Raw genomic sequence first — 14491 nt, forward strand, 5'->3', positions numbered from 1 at the left:
GAGAGGTCTGGTGATTTCCATTACCCGTCGCCGGGATCGCGTGCTATGGTATGAAGACACAAAAATCGTTGAGGAACAGTAAGATGATTATCCTGGTTACCGGAGCAACAGCGGGTTTTGGTGAAAGCATAACTCGCCGTTTTATCGCTAACGGTCACAAAGTGATTGCCACCGGGCGTCGCGAAGAACGCCTGAAAACGCTTAAAGATGAGCTGGGCGAGAACCTTTATACCGCCCAGCTGGACGTGCGCAACCGTGCAGCCATTGAAGAGCTGATTGCCGGACTGCCGGCAGACTGGCAGGCGATTGATGTTCTCGTCAATAATGCCGGGCTGGCGCTGGGACTGGAGCCCGCGCATAAAGCCAACATTGAAGACTGGGAAGACATGATTGACACCAATAACAAAGGGCTGGTGTATATGACCCGCGCCGTTCTGCCGGGAATGGTTGAGCGTAATCGCGGCCACGTAATCAATATCGGTTCGGTCGCCGGCGCCTGGCCTTATGCTGGCGGTAACGTCTACGGCGCGACCAAAGCGTTTGTGCGTCAGTTCAGCCTCAATCTTCGTACCGACCTTCACGGTACCGCCCTTCGCGTGACCGATATTGAGCCCGGTCTGGTCGGCGGCACCGAATTCTCTAACGTGCGCTTTAAAGGTGATGACGCTAAAGCCGAGAAAGCTTACGAAAATACCCAGGCTCTGACTCCGGAAGACGTCACCGAAGCGGTCTGGTGGGTCGCAACCCTGCCAAAACACGTCAACATTAATACCCTGGAAATCATGCCGGTCAGCCAAAGTTTTGCCGGACTGAACGTGCACCGCCAGGGCTAAGCTCTGTAACCCGGCCCGCGGGCCGGGTCTGGGCTGGAAGACAAAAAACGCGTAAAATAGCGCAAATACCTCATATAAAAGTAATCATCCATGGCCGCAGAAGCACAACTGAATCCGACACAGCCCGTTAATCAGCAAATTTATCGTATCCTGCGTCGGGATATCGTCCATTGTCTGATCCCGCCAGGCACCCCTCTTTCGGAAAAAGAAGTCTCCGTGCGCTTTGACGTTTCCCGGCAACCGGTACGCGAAGCTTTTATCAAACTGGCTGAAAATGGCTTAATTCAGATCCGTCCGCAGCGCGGCAGCTACGTGAATAAAATCTCGCTATCGCAGGTGCGTAACGGCTGTTTTGTCCGCCAGGCCATCGAATGCGCCGTGGTGCGACGCGCCGCCGGAATGGTGAATGATGAACAGCTCTACCAGCTTGAGCAAAATCTCAATCAGCAGCGTACGGCGGTGGAGCGGCAGCAGTTAACGGATTTTTTCCAGCTGGATGACGAATTTCACCAGAAGCTCTCGCAAATCGCCGACTGCCAGCTCGCCTGGGATACCGTCGAGAATATTAAAGCCACCATTGACCGGGTGCGCTATATGAGCCTCGATCATGTGACCCCACCCGATATGATGCTGCGTCAGCACTATGATATTTTCCAGCCGCTGGTCGCCCGCAATCCGGATGCGGTTGAAAAAGCCATGCGCCTGCATCTGCAAGAAATTAGCGAGTCCGTGCTGCTTGTTCGTCAGGAAAACAGCGACTGGTTCAGCGAGGAATAAAACGAGTTGCGGCAGAACAGGTTATCTGCCGCGAGAAATTGACTTACCTGACAACCATAACCGGTATTTTAGCGTGACGTAAAATCGACTCAGCGTTTGAACCAAGAAGATGAGTGGATATACCCGGCTTGCGGGAACCAATAACGATAACGTCAAAATCCTCATTGCCGCTCACCGCCAGAATTTCATCGCGCACGTTGCCAAAGACCACTCTGGAATGAATCCGCTCGGCGGGAATGGAGAACAGACGGGATATTGTCTTCATCTTTTTCTCAGATTCCTCACGCATATAGGCCTCAAACTTACGTATATCGGCCGCAAAACCGCGTAAAATTGAGCTGCTGCTGTTCGGCAGAACGTTGAGCAGCGTAATCTCCCCTTCATCCGCTGATGCTAAAAACTCAGCATGGCGAACCGCTTTGTCACTTAAATCCATTTCAAAAACGTCTACGGGCAGCAAAATTTTTTTGTACATAGTCCGTTCTCCTTTTTTCTGAGGAAACTTAGTAAGTTAACTCATCATGCCATATTTACTTCACCAGGAGAATGAATAATCATCCAGATAAATATTTAATTCATTAAAATAAACACCAGTTATTTATACTTAACTGTTGTTAAATAAAGTTATGTATATTCAACGATCTGGATCAAAGATTGCGCCTGACGGGAAATATATTTCTGGCGGGAAAAGCGTTCAGGGATAAAGCATGAGGGCAATGCCGCCGGGACCGGCGGCACGCGGGTGAAATAAATTAGTTTGCCTGAGCCCAGGCCGCTACGGTCGCTTTTGCGCCGTGCTGCTGCAGGGATAAATAAGCGCGAACCACCGCGTTCACGAAACGGCTCTCCTGGGGCAGAGTGGCACCGAAAATAGCCTCAATACCCAGCAGCGCGCGCACGCGTTCTTCGCCGTCTGCGCTATTCTGTACGGTTTGCGCAATCACCGGCAGTAAAGGATCGGAGATTTCAATCGCCTGCCCCAGGTCATCCACCCCGCTGACATAGCGCATCCAGGCCGCGACGCCCATTGCCAACAGCGTAAAGTCGCCGCCATGCGCCAGGTGCCAGCGAATCGAATCCAGCATCCGCTGCGGCAGTTTCTGACTGCCGTCCATCGCTATCTGCCAGGTGCGGTGCTTCAGCGCCGGGTTGCTATAGCGCTCGATCAGAAGACCGGCATAGCGTGCCAGATCCACACCCTGCACGTTCAGCGTCGGCGCCTGTTCCTCCAGCATCAGCGCACGCGCGGCGCGACGGTAGTTTTCGTCCTGCATACAGTCATTAATATGCTGGTATCCCGCCAGATAGCCCAGCCAGGCAAGAAACGAGTGGCTGCCGTTCAGCATGCGCAGCTTCATCTCTTCAAAGGGCAGCACGTCCGACACCAGCTCAGCGCCGGCTTTTTCCCACTGCGGACGACCGGCGACAAAGTTGTCTTCAATGACCCACTGACGAAACGGTTCGCAGGCGACGCCGGCCGGGTCGCGAACGCCGGTGAGCTGTTCAATTTTCTCCAGCGTTTCGGCCGTCACCGCCGGTACGATGCGGTCAACCATGGTAGAAGGGAAAGTGACACTGCGCGCAATCCACTCGGCTAATTCGGCATCGACGGCGCGGGCATAGGCGCAGACGACATTACGCATGACGTGACCGTTTTCCGGCATATTGTCGCAGGACATCACGCTGAAAGCCGGCAGACCTGCCGCCTTGCGGCGTGCCAGCGCTTCTACCACCACGCCCGGCGCGGATTTCGGTTGATGAGGGTTTTGCAAATCGGCAACAATCAACGGGTGATCTAACTGCAGTTCACCGCTGGCCGGCGAGTGGCAGTAGCCTTTTTCGGTAATGGTCAATGACACAATAGCGACCTGAGGCTCGCACATTTTTGCCAGCACGCTTTCCAGACCATCGACCTGGGCATGCATCGCCTCTTTGACCACGCCAACAATGCGGGCGGTCCAGGCATCCGCCGACATTTCGGCGACGGTGTAAAGTAAATCCTGCTGTTGCAGATCGGCGATTTGCTGCTCGCCACCGATCAGGTTCACTTCTGTATAGCCCCAGTCGCTGCCGTGTTCTGTCGCCAGAATATCGGCATATACCGCCTGGTGAGCGCGATGAAATGCGCCAAAGCCCAAATGAACGATGCGTGGAATAAGACGGTTGCGATCGTAAGCTGGCAGCGTGGCGTTCGCTGTTAATAGCATATGTTCCATGGTGGCTCTCATACTTATGATTTCTGGATCCCCACGGTAAGTGGGAACCGGCTGGTGAAATAAACCATCTCATGCAATTGGTATGATATCTTTGACTTTTATCAACTACCATACAAGAAGACGGACGAGTTATACTTTCGGTATTTCTGGGAATAAAAGAGTGAAAATGCCGGGCTAATGGCCCGGCAGAATGTTATTTACGGCGATCATCATTCGGTGCGGAGTTTGTGTTTTTTAAATATACTGCCCGTTACCCACCGCTTTATTTTGCGGCGCGCAGTCTGCGGCGTCATTCAGCAAGCTCAGATCGCGGTCACGCACTTCAGGCATCAGAATGGCGGAAATTAAGCCAATGATGGAGTAGCACACCAGCATCACAACAATGGGCATCCAGGAACCGGTCATATTGCAGAAAATACCGGCCAGCACCGGGCCAAAGCCTACGGCGACTAATCCCCCCGCCTCTTTTGAAATTGCCATGCGGGTAAAGCGGTTACGTGAACCGAACATTTCCGCCATGGTGATATTTTCCAGCGCAAACAGACCCAATACCGCGATATTATGAATGACGATCAGTGACGCCATGATGGTGCTCGCGCTATAGCTCTTATCCACAATAATCGACAGCATGGGGTACGCCAGAATAATGGCTGAAATATTAATGATAATATAGGGTAAGCGACGCCCCACTTTATCTGACAGCCACCCAAGGAATGGGATGGTAATAAAGCCGATAACAGAGCTAATCATTAACGCATCGGTAGGGATAGCTTTATCAAACAGTAATGTTTGAACCAGATAGCCCGCGAGGAAAGTTTGCAACAATCCTGAATTTCCCGCCTGTCCGAAGCGCAGACCCGTCGCCAGCCAGAAGGACTTACTTTTCAGCATGGCGCTAAAGGTTCCTTCCTGGGTTGCTATCTCTTTCTGCAGGACGCTGTCTTCGCTCACTTTCTCAAAAACCGGACTCTCTTTCAGATTGAGACGCAGCCAGATGGCAAAGATCATCACCACTACGCTTGCCAGGAACGGCACTCGCCATCCCCACGCGACGAGCTGTTCACGGTCCAGCACGAAGAACATCACCGCCCAGATAGCCGTGGCGCTTAACGTGCCGCAGTTGGTGCCCATAGCCACCAGCGAAGAGATAATTCCACGCTTACCTTTCGGCGCATATTCCGCCAGCATGGTACCCGCACCTGATATTTCGGCCCCGGCACCCAACCCCTGAATAATACGTAAAGTCACAAGCAATACCGGCGCTAAAATACCGACCTGGGCATAGGTTGGCAGCACGCCAATAAGCGTGGTACAGATCCCCATCATGGTGATGGTAATAAACAGAACCTTCTTGCGCCCAATACTGTCGCCCATTTTACCAAAAATAAAGGCGCCGACGATCCGCGCAATATAGCCCGCGCCGTAGGTTCCCATTGCCAGAATCAGCGCCATGGCGGCGGATTGCTCCGGGAAAAAAATCTCATGGAAAACCAGCGCTGCGCCAAGGGAATAGAGTTGGAAATCCATAAACTCCAGTGCCGTGCCTAACCAACCAGATACGGCTGCACGAATGAGATCGGAAGTGGTTCTCTCATTTTTTACGGTAGTCATAATGATTATCTCTAATTGTAGAATACAGAGTCCGCACCTGTTGTTATTGGCTGAAGGTTAATAAAACCTTACAGCAACGTTTCCTGTCATTTTCAAAAAGCTCCAGTGCATCGATAACATGTTGATAAGCAAATTGATGAGTAATCAGCTCCTCCGGGTTAATTAAGCCTTGTTCCAGCCACTTTATGACCACCGGGAATTTATTGGCGTTAAGACGCGACGAGAAAATAGAGAGCTCTTTGCCGGTAATACCCTGCTGTGCAACCTGCGAAGGCTCCGTCGAGAATCCCATTAAAACAATTCTCGCCGCCGGAGAAGCCAGGGTGACCGCCTCTTGTAGAATCGAGGGATGACAGGCCGCATCGATAATCAGCGTCGGTAGTACCCCCTCCGCCTTCAGCGTATCCGTCAGAGGCACGACGCTGTTGTTAATCACCCAATCCGCGCCGTTACGCTGGGCCATCTCCAGGCGTTCATCAATGCGATCGACCACGATGACCTGCTTAACGCGATACACCCGCTTCAGCACCTGAATGGTCGTCAGGCCCATTGGCCCGGCGCCGTAGACCAGCGCGATATCCTGGTCGGTTGGCGAAACGTGCCCGGTAACGTTGGCCGCGATAGTGAAAGGCTCAATCATCACCGCATGTCTGTCAGTCACGTTGTCCGGAACCTGCCAGGCATTTTTCGCCGGCACCACCGCATACTCGCTAAAGCCGCCATCCCGATGCACGCCGAGCACCACTAAAGAGGTGCAGACGTTTGGTTTGCCCACCGAGCAAGGATAGCAATGGCCGCAGCTGATGACCGGATCAACGCTGACCCGCTGGCCGATGGCTTTGTCGGTAACCCCTTCTCCGATGGCGTCGATAACGCCAAAAAATTCATGGCCAATAACGCGCGGGTATTTGGCAAACGGATTGTGGCCGCGATAAATATGGCTATCGGAACCGCATATCCCCGCCAGCTTAATTTTTACCCGCACTTCGCCCGCGGCAGGCTGCGGGATCGGACGCTCTTCAATCACCAGTTCGTTGGGCTGGCGAATCACGATACTTTTCATTTTGACTTCCTTCTTTACCAGTTCCACAACGTGCCGTCTTCCAGACGCGCTACAGGCAAATAGGCCGGTTCATAGGGGTATTTCGCGGCCAGTTTTTCATCGAACTCAATTCCCAGCCCCGGTTTTTCACCCGGATGCATATAGCCGTTATCAAACGTCCAGCTGTGCGGGAAGACTTCCAGCATCTGTTCGGAATAGCCCATATATTCCTGGACGCCAAAATTCGGCACCCACAGGTCGAAGTGCAGCGCGGCCGCCATGCAGACCGGAGAAAGATCGGACGGCCCGTGTGAACCGGTGCGTACCTGATAAAGCGAGGCAAAATCGGCGATCCGACGCATCCCCGTAATCCCGCCTGCGTGGGTAATGGTGGTGCGGATATAGTCAATCAGCTGCTCTTCAATCAGCTGTTTACAATCCCAGATGCTGTTGAACACCTCTCCGACGGCAATCGGTGTGACGGTATGCTGACGAATTAAACGGAAACACGCCTGATTCTCCGCTGGGGTCGGATCCTCCATCCAGAACAGGCGGTAATCTTCAATACTCTTGCCAAAACGCGCCGCTTCAATCGGCGTCAGGCGATGATGCATGTCGTGCAGCAGATGCTCGTTAAAGCCAAATTTTTCGCGTACCGCGGCAAACAGCTGTGGCGTAAAATCGAGATACTTCTCGGTAGACCACAGCTGCTCTTCCGGCCACTGGCCTTTGGTTGCCGGCTCGTAGGCCTGCCCTTTACCTTTCGCCATCCCGTAGGTGGTTTTCATCCCCGGCACGCCGCACTGCACGCGAATCGCTTTAAACCCCATCTCTTTGTGGCGCGCGTAGTCATCCAGCACTTCATCGATGAAGTGACCCGTGGTGTGGCAGTAGACCATCACGCCTTCGCGCGAAGCCCCGCCCAGCAGCTGGTATAGCGGCATGCCTGCGGCTTTCGCCTTGATATCCCAGAGCGCCATATCGATAGCGGAAATCGCCGACATCGTGACCGGACCACGACGCCAGTAGGCGCCCTTGTAGAAAAACTGCCAGATATCTTCGATGCGATGCGCGTCGCGGCCAATCAGCTGCGGACAGAGATGATCCCGCAGATAGGACGCAACGGACAGCTCGCGACCGTTTAGCGTCGCGTCACCTAACCCGACGATCCCGTCATCGGTGGTGACTTTAAGGGTGACGAAGTTGCGTCCCGGACAGGTGACGAAAACTTCAGCGGCAACGATCTTCATTTCTCATTCCTTACTTCTGTGCGGTTAGTGGGTAAAAGTAAACCATCAGACCTACTACCATACAAGTATAATGATCGAAAAAGACGCGGCAGATCACAGTATCCCATCGGGGATAAAAGCGGCGTGAACAGAGAAAGCGAGCGAGAAGGCAGGAAGAGATGGGCCGGGACAACATCACCTGGCCCGGCTCACTCGGTAAAAGAGGCTATGCGCGTCCCCAGCCGGCCACAATAATCAGCATGCCGCACAGCGCAACCAGCGCGCCGGCCCAATCATAGTGGCTGAGTTTGACGCCATCGATAAAGCGCAGCCACAGCAGCGCAGTACACACGTATACCCCACCGTAAGCGGCATAAACCCGTCCGCTGGCCTCGGGGTGCAGCGTCAGAAGCCAGACAAAAAGCGCCAGCGCCAGGGCCGTCGGCATCAGCAGCCAGGGCGTCGCCCCGCGTTTTAACCAAAGCCAGGGTAAATAGCAGCCAATGATTTCGCACAGGGCGGTAGCAAAGAAAAGCAGCGTGGTTTTTAACATGCAAAGCGTCGTAAGTTGAACAAGCGTTAACGCATTCTACGCAATAATGGCCGTCGTTTACTCTGTTTTGTCGGGTATGCCGTCGAAAGGAGATGTAGTAAACTCAATCCAAGGGAATCGCTTAAAGGAAATCGTGATGAACACAACACTGAACAAACGCTGGTGCCTGACTGCCCTGCTGGCGCTGAGCGCGGTGGTCTTTACCGCATCGTCATTCGCCAAAACGGACAAGCTGGTCATCGAATCCGGCGACAGCGCCCAGAGCCGCCAGCAGGCCGCCATGGAAAAAGAGCAGTGGAATGACACCCGCACTTTACGCCAGAAGGTCAACAAGCGCGCCGAAAAAGAGTGGGATAAAGCCGACGTGGCTTTTGACGCCCAGGACAACTGCCAGAAGAGCGCGAACGTCAACGCGTACTGGGAGCCTAACACCCTGCGCTGCCTTGACCGCCGCACCGGTCGCACCATTACCCCGTAATGAATGGCGCCCGCACGGGCGCCACAATCACCAAAACTTCGCTATAACACACAGGTACTCCCATGACTGACGCTTATCACGTCAAACTCCGCCCGCTTGAGCGCGAAGACCTTCGCTTTGTCCACCAGCTCGACAACAACGCCAGCGTTATGCGCTACTGGTTTGAAGAGCCCTATGAAGCCTTTGTTGAGCTTTCCGACCTGTACGACAAACACATTCACGATCAGAGCGAACGCCGCTTTGTCATTGAATGCGACGGCGAAAAGGCCGGACTGGTTGAGCTGGTTGAAATCAACCACGTGCACCGCCGCGCCGAGTTTCAGATCATTATCTCTCCCGATTATCAGGGAAAAGGTCTGGCCACCCGCGCCGCTAAGCTCGCGATGGACTACGGCTTTATGGTGCTCAACCTGTATAAGCTCTACCTCATCGTCGATAAAGAAAATGAAAAAGCGATCCACATCTACCGCAAGCTCGGATTTATGGTGGAAGGCGAGCTGATTCATGAATTCTTTATTAACGGCGAATACCGCAATACCATCCGCATGTGCCTGTTCCAGCACCAGTATCTGGCCGAGCATAAACCGCAGGGCCAGACGCTGCTGAAACCGACGGCTCAGTAATAGTCAATAGTGCTTTTGATGGTGTAGTGGCGGGTTAACGCAGGCTGCACGCTGTCGTCGACAACCTTAAGCTCGCAGCTTACCGGGTTGTCGTGACTGTCGTAATCGCAGGTCTGGCTTACGTTGCCCAGCGCGCGGTCATTGAAGGTGCTCACTGCGGTGTAGTCCATTTTTTTGCGCGGATCGGATGACGGCGTTGAGGCCACCGTAAATTGTTCACCTTTGGCTATGGTGGTTTTGCCCAGCGGATAGCCTTCTCTATCGTAGCGGTACGTCGCTGTACTCTCCTTGCCGCGAGCGGTGACGACAAACCCGTTATCATCGGTTTCCCAGGAGACCCCCGCCGAGGGCATTTCCGCCAGCTGACATTTGCCTTGTAAACGCAGGCGCTTTTCGTGGCTTTGCGCATCCAGGTAGTAGTTAGCGTCCAGCACCAACGCCGCGCCGGTTTTATTCTCCCGATCCTCAAATGCCAGCAGGTCAAAGCATCCTTCGCTGGATAAACGCCCTTTAACCCACTTCACCACCTGATCGTGTTCGTCATACAGCGTCTGGCTAAACGCTTTCACCGGCCCGCGCAGCGGATCGAACTCAAATTCGTTAGAAAAGCTGGCCATTTCCGGGGTGAAGGCCTGCGGCGCGCCCTTTTCATCGCAGGCGCTAAGAGCCCCGACAGCCAGTAACAGCAACAACCGTTTTTTCACGCGCGATTCCTTTTGTGCATAGTTCAATCATATTAGCAAATACAATTGTTTACACCACTTCTGCTATGCTTAAATCTGGATAACGTTAATAAGGAGTTTATGATGAAACTATCACCCTGGCTATGTGCGGCTCTGCTGCTGGGTTCGACAGCTGCTTTCGCGGCGCCGGATTCCTGCGAGCGGGTAAAAAGCGATATTCAGCAAAAAATCATCAACAACGGCGTCCCGGAATCGGGCTTCAGCCTGACGATAGTCCCGAACGACCAGCCCGATCAGCCCGGCGCACAGGTTGTCGGCCACTGCGCCAACGACACCTTTAAAATCATCTATACCCGCGACAGCGGTGCGCAGTAACCTCGCCGAATGTCTGGAGAAGTCTTATCCCTCGGTTGACCAGGGATAAGATCTCTCTACTCCATTTTAAGTATGATTCCTCACTCTCCACGCCGACCTTACGAAGGCGTTGGCATTACGCCATTATAACAAAATCATGGAGTGAGCAATGTCTAACCAGGAACATACCGACGGCCTTACCCGTCGAACGCTAATCAAATCAACCGCCCTTGGTTCGCTGGCTCTCGCCGCCGGCGGTTTATCGCTGCCGTTCAGCCTGAGTCACGCCGCTGCCGCGGTGCAAGACGCCGCTCACGGCGAGGAGCGTATCGTCTGGGGCGCCTGTTCGGTCAACTGCGGCAGCCGCTGCGCCCTGCGTTCACACGTGCGTGACGATGAAGTCGTCTGGGTCGAAACCGACAATACCGGCGCGGATATTTATGGCGATCACCAGGTGCGCGCCTGCCTGCGCGGCCGATCCATCCGCCGCCGCATTAATCATCCCGACCGCCTTAACTATCCCATGAAGCGCGTCGGCAAACGCGGCGAAGGCAAGTTTGTCCGCATTAGCTGGGAGGAGGCGCTGGATACGATCGCCGACAATCTCAAACGCATCGTCAAAGAGTATGGCAACGAAGCGGTTTATATTAACTACTCCTCCGGGATTGTCGGCGGCAATATGACGCGATCGTCGCCCACCGCCTCACCGGTTATGCGCCTGATGAACTGCTACGGCGGTTCGTTAAACCAGTACGGGACCTACAGTACCGCGCAAATTGCCTGCGCCATGCCCTACACCTACGGCAGCAATGACGGCAACAGCACCTCCGATATCGAAAACAGCAAGCTGGTGGTGATGTTCGGCAATAACCCGGCGGAAACCCGCATGAGCGGCGGCGGTATTACTTATTATTTAGAACAGGCGCGCGAGCGCTCCAGTGCGCGGATGATCGTTATCGACCCGCGCTACACGGACACCGCCGCCGGGCGGGAGGATGAGTGGATCCCGATTCGCCCCGGCACCGACGCCGCGCTGGTGGCAGGTATCGCCTGGGTGCTGATTAATGAAAATCTGGTCGATCAGGCGTTCCTCGATACGTACTGCGTCGGCTACGATGAAAAAACGCTGCCGGCAGATGCCCCGAAGAACGGGCATTATAAAGCGTATATTCTTGGACAGGGCGATGACGGCGTGGCGAAAACGCCGCAATGGGCCTCGCGGATCACCGGCATTCCCGTCGACCGCATCATCAAGCTGGCCCGGGAAATCGGCAGCACCAGGCCGGCTTACATTTGCCAGGGATGGGGACCACAGCGCCAGGCTAACGGCGAGCTGACCTCCCGGGCGATCGCCATGCTGCCTATTTTGACCGGCAACGTCGGCATTAACGGCGGCAACAGCGGCGCCCGCGAATCCACCTATACCATCACCATTGAACGCCTGCCGGTACTGACCAACCCGGTCAAAACCGCCATCTCCTGCTTTAGCTGGACCGACGCCATCGATCGCGGCCCGGAGATGACCGCCACCCGCGACGGCGTTCGAGGGAAAGAGAAGCTGGACGTGCCGATTAAATTCATCTGGAACTACGCCGGCAATACCATCATTAACCAGCACTCCGATATCAATAAGACCCACGAGATCCTGCAGGACGAAAGCAAGTGCGAGACGATCGTGGTTATCGAAAACTTTATGACCTCCTCGGCCAAATACGCCGATATCCTGCTGCCGGACCTGATGACCGTCGAGCAGGAAGACATTATTCCCAACGACTACGCCGGCAATATGGGCTATCTCATCTTTATTCAGCCAGTTACCTCCGCTAAATTCGAGCGCAAACCTATCTACTGGATCCTCAGCGAAGTGGCAAAACGGCTTGGCGAGGATGTCCACCAGAAGTTTACCGAAGGCCGTACCCAGGAGCAGTGGCTGCAGCATTTGTACGCGAAGATGCTGGCGAAAGACCCGGCGCTCCCGAGCTACGATGAACTGAAAAATATGGGAATTTACAAACGTAAAGACCCCAACGGTCACTTTGTGGCCTACCGCGACTTCCGCAAAGACCCGGTCGCCAATCCGCTAAAAACACCGTCGGGTAAAATCGAGATCTACTCCAGCCGTCTGGCGGATATCGCCGCCAAATGGCAGCTGGAAAAAGACGAAACCATCAGTCCATTACCGGTATACGCTTCTACTTTCGAAGGCTGGGACGATCCTCTGCGCGAGAAATTCCCGCTGCAAATGTTCGGCTTCCACTATAAAGCACGTACCCACTCCAGCTACGGCAACGTGGATGTCCTGCAGGCGGCCTGTCGTCAGGAGGTGTGGCTAAATCCGCTGGACGCCGAAAAGCGCGGGATTAAGAACGGCGATATGGTGCGCGTATTCAACGCCCGCGGCGAGCTGCGCATTCCGGCTAAGGTGACCCCGCGCATCATGCCCGGCGTGTCGGCGATGGGCCAGGGCGCCTGGCATGACGCCAACATGAATGGCGATCGTATCGATCGCGGCTCCTGTATTAATACGCTGACGACGCACCGTCCTTCGCCGCTGGCTAAAGGCAATCCGCAGCACACCAATCTGGTCGAAATCGAGAAGGTTTAAGGAGTAAACCATGAGCGCTCAGTATGGATTTTTTATCGATTCCGCCCGCTGCACCGGCTGTAAAACCTGCGAGCTGGCCTGCAAGGATTATAAAAACCTCACGCCTGACGTGAGCTTTCGCCGCATCTACGAATACGCGGGCGGCGACTGGCAGGAGGACAACGGCGTGTGGCAGCAAAACGTCTTCGCCTATTACCTGTCCATCGCCTGCAACCACTGCGAAGACCCGGCCTGCACGAAAGTGTGCCCCAGCGGCGCCATGCACAAGCGCGATGACGGCTTTGTGGTGGTGAACGAAGAGGTATGCATCGGCTGTCGCTACTGCCATATGGCCTGCCCGTACGGCGCGCCGCAGTACAACTCGGCAAAGGGCCATATGACCAAATGCGACGGCTGCTATGACCGGGTCGCCGAGGGTAAAAAGCCGATTTGCGTCGAGTCCTGCCCGCTGCGGGCGCTCGACTTTGGTCCCATCGAAGAACTGCGCGAAAAGCACGGTCAGCTTGCCGCCGTCGCCCCGCTGCCGTCCGCGCACTTCACCAGGCCGAGTATCGCGATCAAACCGAACGCCAACTCGCGTCCGTGCGGTGATACCACCGGCTATCTGGCCAATCCGAAGGAGGTGTAAAATGGGAAATGGATGGCATGAATGGCCGCTGGTGCTGTTTACGGTGCTGGGGCAAAGCGTTGCAGGGGCGATAATCGTCAGCGGGCTCGGCTGGCTTTCGCTGAATAATAACTCCGAAGCCCGGCAGCGCCTGGTGCGCTGCATGTTTTTTATCTGGCTGGTCATGGGGATTGGCTTTCTGGCGTCGATTATCCACCTCGGCTCGCCGCTGCGGGCATTTAACTCTCTTACCCGGGTCGGCGCATCGGCGTTAAGTAATGAAATCGCCAGCGGCGCGCTGTTTTTCGCCGTCGGAGGAGTCTGGTGGCTGCTGACGTTTCTCGGCAAAATGCCGGCAATCCTGGCCAAGGCCTGGCTTCTGCTCACCATGCTGCTCGGCTGCCTGTTCGTCCTGGAGATGACCCTGGTCTATCAAATTAATACCGTGCCGACCTGGTATAATGCCTACACCACCGCCGCCTTCTTCCTGACGATGGTGCTGTGCGGGCCGCTTTTCGCCGCCCTGCTGCTGCGGGTAGCCAACGTGCCTTTTAACGGCACGGTCTTCGCGTCGATGAGCGTCCTCGCGCTGCTGGCAAGCCTGGCCGTGGTCATTTTGCAGAACAGCGAACTGGCGGAGATCCGCAGTTCCGTGCAGCAGGCCAGCGCCCTGCTGCCAAACTACGGCTGGCTACAAATCCTGCGTTTAGCATTTTTGGCGCTGGGCCTTGGCTGCTGGATCTGCCCGCTGGCAAGAAAGAAAAACCCGCGCATCGCCAGCCTGCTGCTCGGACTGATACTGGTATTACTCGGCGAGTTTATCGGTCGCGGCCTGTTTTATGGCCTACATATGACCGTCGGTACGGCGATTGCCGGTTAA

15 protein-coding genes are annotated in these 14491 nt (G+C 54.8%); 8 read left to right on the plus strand and 7 right to left on the minus strand.

Annotated elements, in window-relative coordinates; translation table 11 throughout:
• The first annotated feature begins 83 nt into the window (after positions 1-83).
• Positions 84-833 (plus strand): bifunctional NADP-dependent 3-hydroxy acid dehydrogenase/3-hydroxypropionate dehydrogenase YdfG, encoded by a 750-nt coding sequence (ydfG, locus tag ABLU88_RS06005; RefSeq protein WP_004851244.1) that lies wholly within the window; start codon positions 84-86, stop codon positions 831-833.
• Between the two features lie 90 nt (positions 834-923).
• Positions 924-1610, plus strand: a complete 687-nt coding sequence (locus tag ABLU88_RS06010) for a GntR family transcriptional regulator (RefSeq protein WP_004851246.1) — start codon at positions 924-926, stop codon at positions 1608-1610.
• A gap of 43 nt (positions 1611-1653) precedes the next feature.
• Here ABLU88_RS06010 and ABLU88_RS06015 read toward each other — a convergent pair whose 3' ends face one another.
• The 6 genes from ABLU88_RS06015 to ABLU88_RS06040 form a co-directional block, all read right to left on the minus strand.
• Positions 1654-2085: a universal stress protein gene (locus ABLU88_RS06015; protein ID WP_219558375.1), complete on the minus strand. Its 432-nt coding sequence runs from the start codon at positions 2083-2085 to the stop codon at positions 1654-1656.
• 277 nt (positions 2086-2362) lie between these two features.
• Positions 2363-3826 (minus strand): mannitol dehydrogenase family protein, encoded by a 1464-nt coding sequence (locus ABLU88_RS06020; protein WP_048262306.1) that lies wholly within the window; start codon positions 3824-3826, stop codon positions 2363-2365.
• A 234-nt stretch (positions 3827-4060) separates the two neighbouring features.
• Positions 4061-5437, minus strand: a complete 1377-nt coding sequence (locus ABLU88_RS06025; RefSeq protein ID WP_029946863.1) for an MFS transporter — start codon at positions 5435-5437, stop codon at positions 4061-4063.
• 43 nt (positions 5438-5480) lie between these two features.
• A complete protein-coding gene (locus tag ABLU88_RS06030; RefSeq protein WP_042945264.1) occupies positions 5481-6500 on the minus strand; it encodes a Zn-dependent oxidoreductase in 1020 nt (339 codons plus the stop codon).
• A 14-nt stretch (positions 6501-6514) separates the two neighbouring features.
• Complete coding sequence (gene rspA / locus ABLU88_RS06035; RefSeq protein ID WP_348836218.1) at positions 6515-7729, minus strand: starvation-sensing protein RspA; 1215 nt, start codon at positions 7727-7729, stop codon at positions 6515-6517.
• A gap of 205 nt (positions 7730-7934) precedes the next feature.
• Positions 7935-8261 carry a YnfA family protein gene (locus ABLU88_RS06040; protein WP_004851258.1) on the minus strand — a complete coding sequence of 109 codons (327 nt, stop codon included), beginning with the start codon at positions 8259-8261 and terminating at the stop codon, positions 7935-7937.
• 136 nt (positions 8262-8397) lie between these two features.
• Here ABLU88_RS06040 and ABLU88_RS06045 point away from each other — a divergent pair, with 136 nt between their 5' ends.
• Together ABLU88_RS06045 and speG are read left to right on the plus strand one after the other, a co-directional pair.
• Positions 8398-8739, plus strand: coding sequence for a DUF1283 family protein (locus tag ABLU88_RS06045; protein ID WP_004851259.1), 342 nt, complete (start codon positions 8398-8400; stop codon positions 8737-8739).
• A 62-nt stretch (positions 8740-8801) separates the two neighbouring features.
• The gene (gene speG, locus ABLU88_RS06050) at positions 8802-9362 is read left to right on the plus strand and encodes a spermidine N1-acetyltransferase (RefSeq protein WP_004102449.1); all 561 of its coding nucleotides are present in this window, start codon (positions 8802-8804) and stop codon (positions 9360-9362) included.
• Here the strand turns inward: speG and ABLU88_RS06055 are convergent.
• Positions 9356-10066: a YnfC family lipoprotein gene (locus ABLU88_RS06055; RefSeq protein ID WP_014229527.1), complete on the minus strand. Its 711-nt coding sequence runs from the start codon at positions 10064-10066 to the stop codon at positions 9356-9358. The genes speG and ABLU88_RS06055 overlap by 7 nt on opposite strands.
• A gap of 102 nt (positions 10067-10168) precedes the next feature.
• On the opposite strand from ABLU88_RS06055, the gene ABLU88_RS06060 reads away from it, so the two are divergent.
• From ABLU88_RS06060 to ABLU88_RS06075, 4 genes are all read left to right on the plus strand, one after another.
• Positions 10169-10420: a DUF1161 domain-containing protein gene (locus ABLU88_RS06060; protein WP_004119709.1), complete on the plus strand. Its 252-nt coding sequence runs from the start codon at positions 10169-10171 to the stop codon at positions 10418-10420.
• 148 nt (positions 10421-10568) lie between these two features.
• The gene (gene ynfE / locus ABLU88_RS06065) at positions 10569-13004 is read left to right on the plus strand and encodes a selenate/tellurate reductase subunit YnfE (protein ID WP_221841598.1); all 2436 of its coding nucleotides are present in this window, start codon (positions 10569-10571) and stop codon (positions 13002-13004) included.
• A gap of 10 nt (positions 13005-13014) precedes the next feature.
• The gene (locus ABLU88_RS06070) at positions 13015-13632 is read left to right on the plus strand and encodes a DMSO/selenate family reductase complex B subunit (RefSeq protein WP_348836219.1); all 618 of its coding nucleotides are present in this window, start codon (positions 13015-13017) and stop codon (positions 13630-13632) included.
• 1 nt (position 13633) lies between these two features.
• A complete protein-coding gene (locus tag ABLU88_RS06075) occupies positions 13634-14491 on the plus strand; it encodes a DmsC/YnfH family molybdoenzyme membrane anchor subunit (protein WP_025105783.1) in 858 nt (285 codons plus the stop codon).

Origin of the sequence: Klebsiella sp. GW_Kp182, from assembly GCF_040062275.1 — a bacterium.
Classification (GTDB): Bacteria; Pseudomonadota; Gammaproteobacteria; order Enterobacterales; family Enterobacteriaceae; genus Klebsiella; species Klebsiella michiganensis.

Excerpts from the sequence above, each read along its gene's own strand:
- ydfG (WP_004851244.1), top strand. The coding sequence starts at position 84 with ATGATTATCCTGGTTACCGGAGCAACAGCGGGTTTTGGTGAAAGCATA.
- ABLU88_RS06010 (WP_004851246.1), top strand. The coding sequence starts at position 924 with ATGGCCGCAGAAGCACAACTGAATCCGACACAGCCCGTTAATCAGCAA.
- ABLU88_RS06015 (WP_219558375.1), bottom strand. The coding sequence starts at position 2,085 with ATGTACAAAAAAATTTTGCTGCCCGTAGACGTTTTTGAAATGGATTTA.
- ABLU88_RS06020 (WP_048262306.1), bottom strand. The coding sequence starts at position 3,826 with ATGGAACATATGCTATTAACAGCGAACGCCACGCTGCCAGCTTACGAT.
- ABLU88_RS06025 (WP_029946863.1), bottom strand. The coding sequence starts at position 5,437 with ATGACTACCGTAAAAAATGAGAGAACCACTTCCGATCTCATTCGTGCA.
- ABLU88_RS06030 (WP_042945264.1), bottom strand. The coding sequence starts at position 6,500 with ATGAAAAGTATCGTGATTCGCCAGCCCAACGAACTGGTGATTGAAGAG.
- rspA (WP_348836218.1), bottom strand. The coding sequence starts at position 7,729 with ATGAAGATCGTTGCCGCTGAAGTTTTCGTCACCTGTCCGGGACGCAAC.
- ABLU88_RS06040 (WP_004851258.1), bottom strand. The coding sequence starts at position 8,261 with ATGTTAAAAACCACGCTGCTTTTCTTTGCTACCGCCCTGTGCGAAATC.
- ABLU88_RS06045 (WP_004851259.1), top strand. The coding sequence starts at position 8,398 with ATGAACACAACACTGAACAAACGCTGGTGCCTGACTGCCCTGCTGGCG.
- speG (WP_004102449.1), top strand. The coding sequence starts at position 8,802 with ATGACTGACGCTTATCACGTCAAACTCCGCCCGCTTGAGCGCGAAGAC.
- ABLU88_RS06060 (WP_004119709.1), top strand. The coding sequence starts at position 10,169 with ATGAAACTATCACCCTGGCTATGTGCGGCTCTGCTGCTGGGTTCGACA.
- ynfE (WP_221841598.1), top strand. The coding sequence starts at position 10,569 with ATGTCTAACCAGGAACATACCGACGGCCTTACCCGTCGAACGCTAATC.
- ABLU88_RS06070 (WP_348836219.1), top strand. The coding sequence starts at position 13,015 with ATGAGCGCTCAGTATGGATTTTTTATCGATTCCGCCCGCTGCACCGGC.
- ABLU88_RS06075 (WP_025105783.1), top strand. The coding sequence starts at position 13,634 with ATGGGAAATGGATGGCATGAATGGCCGCTGGTGCTGTTTACGGTGCTG.